The 3,684-nt window shown below is 42.1% G+C and carries 5 protein-coding genes and 1 pseudogene; 1 reads left to right on the forward strand and 5 read right to left on the reverse strand.

Annotated elements, in window-relative coordinates:
* Window positions 1-37: 37 nt before the first annotated feature.
* The 5 genes from PX636_RS05260 to PX636_RS05280 all read right to left on the reverse strand — a co-directional run bounded on the left by PX636_RS05260 (window position 38) and on the right by PX636_RS05280 (window position 3,218).
* Window positions 38-250 carry a type II toxin-antitoxin system HicB family antitoxin gene (locus tag PX636_RS05260; protein WP_002776225.1) on the reverse strand — a complete coding sequence of 71 codons (213 nt, stop codon included), beginning with the start codon at window positions 248-250 and terminating at the stop codon, window positions 38-40.
* Window positions 251-344: 94 nt separating this feature from the next.
* A complete protein-coding gene (locus tag PX636_RS05265) occupies window positions 345-500 on the reverse strand; it encodes a type II toxin-antitoxin system HicA family toxin (RefSeq protein WP_108937859.1) in 156 nt (51 codons plus the stop codon).
* Between the two features lie 154 nt (window positions 501-654).
* Entirely contained in the window at window positions 655-1,101 is a 447-nt protein-coding gene (locus PX636_RS05270; protein WP_002797431.1) for an HNH endonuclease, read from the reverse strand.
* The gene (locus PX636_RS05275; RefSeq protein ID WP_002767156.1) at window positions 1,098-1,340 is read right to left on the reverse strand and encodes a hypothetical protein; all 243 of its coding nucleotides are present in this window, start codon (window positions 1,338-1,340) and stop codon (window positions 1,098-1,100) included. Before PX636_RS05275 ends, PX636_RS05270 begins: the two co-directional genes overlap by 4 nt.
* 84 nt (window positions 1,341-1,424) lie before the next feature.
* Window positions 1,425-3,218: a fatty acyl-AMP ligase gene (locus PX636_RS05280; RefSeq protein ID WP_002797429.1), complete on the reverse strand. Its 1,794-nt coding sequence runs from the start codon at window positions 3,216-3,218 to the stop codon at window positions 1,425-1,427.
* Between the two features lie 189 nt (window positions 3,219-3,407).
* Here PX636_RS05280 and PX636_RS05285 point away from each other — a divergent pair.
* Window positions 3,408-3,684 (forward strand): annotated as a pseudogene (locus PX636_RS05285) (Uma2 family endonuclease); the annotation flags it as partial.

The following is a 3,684-nucleotide window of genomic DNA, read 5'->3' on the forward strand; positions in this document are numbered from 1 at the left end:
AATAACTGGATTTAGTATTACATATTCCTGTGCTTGTTCAAGCAAATAATAAACGTCCTTTAGGTTCAGGAATTTCTCGGCCTAATTCCTGTGCTGTTTCAATCCATTGTTGAATAATGATTTCAGCATTTTGCACAGCTTCTTGATAAGTTTCTCCATCAGCCATACATCCTGCAAGTTCTGGAACTTCAACGATAAATAGTTGATCCTCATTACTCCAGTAAATAATCAGTTCATAACGAATTTTCATCTTGATATCCTAACTTATATTTTAAAATCAGACTACGAATTTGCTTAACTTGATAGACTTTGGCTTTTCCTTGTTTGGGTTGCAGATTTAAAATTTATTCAACTCCTTCTTTGGTAAAAATATGATGACTTCCTCCTATTCGTTGATCAAATCCTAATTTCCTCAGTAGTTGACAAAGTTGCTCGAAGGGAATGTTAGCATCAGAATTACCTAAAAGAATTTTAATCAATAATTTATCCTGTTTACTCATACATCCGATAAATATAAGTAGGGAGGCACAATTATTTGTAGGATTGGTTAGCGGTAGCGTAACATAATCGGGCGTTGGGTTTCATGCTTCAACCCAACCTACGTTCTGGAAAAAAACTTAATTGAAGCTCATTTACCTAGATAAAAATAAGCTATTATTCCTGTTTTTTATCGGTGCTGGGTGGATGCCAACCTCCCCGGATCCATAATCGACGAACTTTAACGATAAAACCTTCATTATGATTGTCATCATTTAAGTCCAAACGTTCAATAGTTGCCCTAGCGATGGGAGTAAGTCCCACTATTTTTAAAGCATCTGGTGTCCAGATAAAATGTTCTTGCCAATGCTGTTGGCGCGGATTGAATATTTCTACTTCTTGTTCTGTTTTCGGATCAATTGCCTTGATAAAATTGTAGCGATATCTGTTACATCTTTGGCAAGCTAAAGCTAAGTTTGCCAATTCATCTTTGCCTCCTAAAGATTTGGGCTGAATGTGATCTACTTCAAATAATGCGGCACTAATTTCTTCTGGAGAATGACAGTATTCACACAGATAGTTGGCTCTTGCTCGGACTTGTAATCGAGTTGTGATACTAATCATTTAGATTCAGCAACTATTCGCGCATTTAACAGCGTGAAAATTTCGTTTAACTCTAAAATACCGGCCAATTCTGCGGTTTCTTGAGAATTAAGTTGGGAATTTTTTTCTAGTTCCCGTAGTTCCTCCAATCGACACTGCAATTCCTCGGTGAATTTAAAAAGATAATTTTCCCTTACTGGCGATAGCTTAATTCCTTTTTCAATCCAGGAAGAGGGCTTGACCATCAGTTGAGTTAACATCACTTTCTCCCTAACTTTAATCCCTAACCTAATCCTAACACGATTAGTTATCCTCGATCGGGTGAGCAATGCCCACCCGAAAAACTATGCTTCTGTTGCAGAATTAGAGCGATCGAATTTACTAACTAACTGAGGATTTTCTGACCAAGCATCGATAACACTCATATTACCATTGAGAAAATTCTGTTTAATAGCGCGGCGTTGAATTTTGCCACTGGCAGTTTTGAGAATTGTTCCCGATTTAGCCAAAACAATGGCATGGGTCATAATTTCGTGTTCTTCGGCGATTTCTTGACGAATATCAGCGATTAATTTAGCCGTATCTAACTCACCGATGCGACGTTCCAATTCCTGGACAATAACTAACTGTTCTTCCCCGTTATCTTCAATAGAAAAAGCGGCACCATAATCGGGACGAAAAACCTCATTAAGATGCTGTACTGACCATTCTAAATCCTGGGGATAATGATTACTGCCACGGACAATAATTAAATCCTTAATCCGTCCCGTGATATGTAATTCCCCATCGAGAAGAAAACCTAAATCTCCGGTGCGTAAAAACGGTCCTTCTCCTGTATCAGCAAGATAAGCTTGAAAAGTCTCTTTGGTTGCGTCTTCCCGTTGCCAATATCCAGCGGCCATACTGGGGTCACTGGCCCAAATTTCGCCCACTTCATCGGCTGCACAAAGGGTGAAAGTATCGGGATTAACCATAGCTATACGGGTATCACAGACGCGACGACCACAACTGGGGACGTATCTAACTCCCGTGGTTCGATCGGAGCCTACAGGGACAATTTTACCGCGTTCGTAGGCGGTTGCATCCAAAGCGGTGATAATTGGGGTGGTTCCCTTGGGTTTATTGGAAATCAAGAGGGTATATTCAGCTAATCCGTAGGCAGGGGCGAAAGTTTGCCAAGAAAAGCCGTAATCTGCAAAAGTATCGACAAATTTGGCCATGACCTTCGGATTAATCGGTTCGGCGGCATTTCCCGCGGCCTGCCAACTGCTCAGGTCTAATTCCGCTAAATCGGCAGCTTTAATCCTGCGAGTACAAAGATCATAGGCGAAGTTGGGGGCCTGACTATGAGTAACTTTGTACTTAGTAATATTTTTTAACCACTGCATCGGACGCTTAATAAAAGCAAAGGGAGACATGAGATAGCAGGGTGTACCGTTGTAGAGGGGGACGGTGATACCTTCGACTAACCCGTAATCGTGAAAATAGGGCATCCAAGTTAGGGTAACGCTATCCGGTTCGTAACCACAAGCTTTTTGCAAGTAACCGCAATGGTGCATCAGGTTAAAATGACTTAGCATCACCCCTTTGGGGATATTAGTCGAACCGGAGGTATATTGCAGATAAGCAAGCGCCGATTTATCCACCTGGGGATCTTGCCATTGGTCCGCCAGGGAAATATCAATACTTTCGGTAGTAATCCACTTCATTTGGTCGAATTCTGGAAATTCTTCCTTAACACCTTCAATAAGAGTCAGAATACTTTCGGTAACTAGGGCAAAGGTGGCATTAGCATCCTTGACAATTGCTCGTAAACGGGGCAAAGTGCGCTTAAGTCGTCCCGATTCCGGTGGGGGGACGGGAATGGCAATCACTCCCGCGTAGAGACAACCACAAAAAGCGGCCACTACTTCTAAACTTTGAGGATAGAGTAATAGGGCGCGTTCCCCTTGGGCCTGGTATTTTTGCAAATAGGCGGCGATTGCTCTTGCTTGGCGATCGAGTTCACTGTAGGTTAAAGGTGGGGTTTCTTTTTTACCATCGATAAGAAAAGTGTAGGCATGGCCCTCTGGTTGTGCCGTGGCGCGGTAACGTAAGAGTTCTACTAGGGTGGCAGGTTGAATTAAGGTTTCAGTCATCGTTGTTATCGGGCTTATTGGCGCTATTGTATAGAAGTTTTAACATATTTGCCGATGGCGCTAGGATAAAGTGCCGAAGGCGATCGGTCAAGGTATAGGATTAAGTTAGGGGCAAAAATCCCCCAGCACCATCTCTAAAGTAGTGAGAAAAAGCTACAATTAATCAATCCTAAAATACCGGGAAAAGTCATGACAGCCCTAGACATGATCCCAGATGTCACCTATCCCCCCACAGATTTATGGAGTGATGAACCACCATTGGAAAGTGATCTACATCTGCAACAGATCATCATTCTCCTTAGTTGTCTAGAATTATTATGGCGCGAGAGGAGTGATTACTACGCTTCGGGAAATCTAACCATCTACTACAACGAGGAACAACTAAAAAAGCGCGATTTCTGTGGTCCTGATTTTTTTGTGGTTTTAGATACCGAAAAACGTCCCCGCAAAAGTTGGGTGGTTTGGG

The organism is Microcystis sp. M53598_WE2, assembly GCF_030067735.1.
GTDB classification, from domain to species: Bacteria; Cyanobacteriota; Cyanobacteriia; order Cyanobacteriales; family Microcystaceae; genus Microcystis; species Microcystis aeruginosa.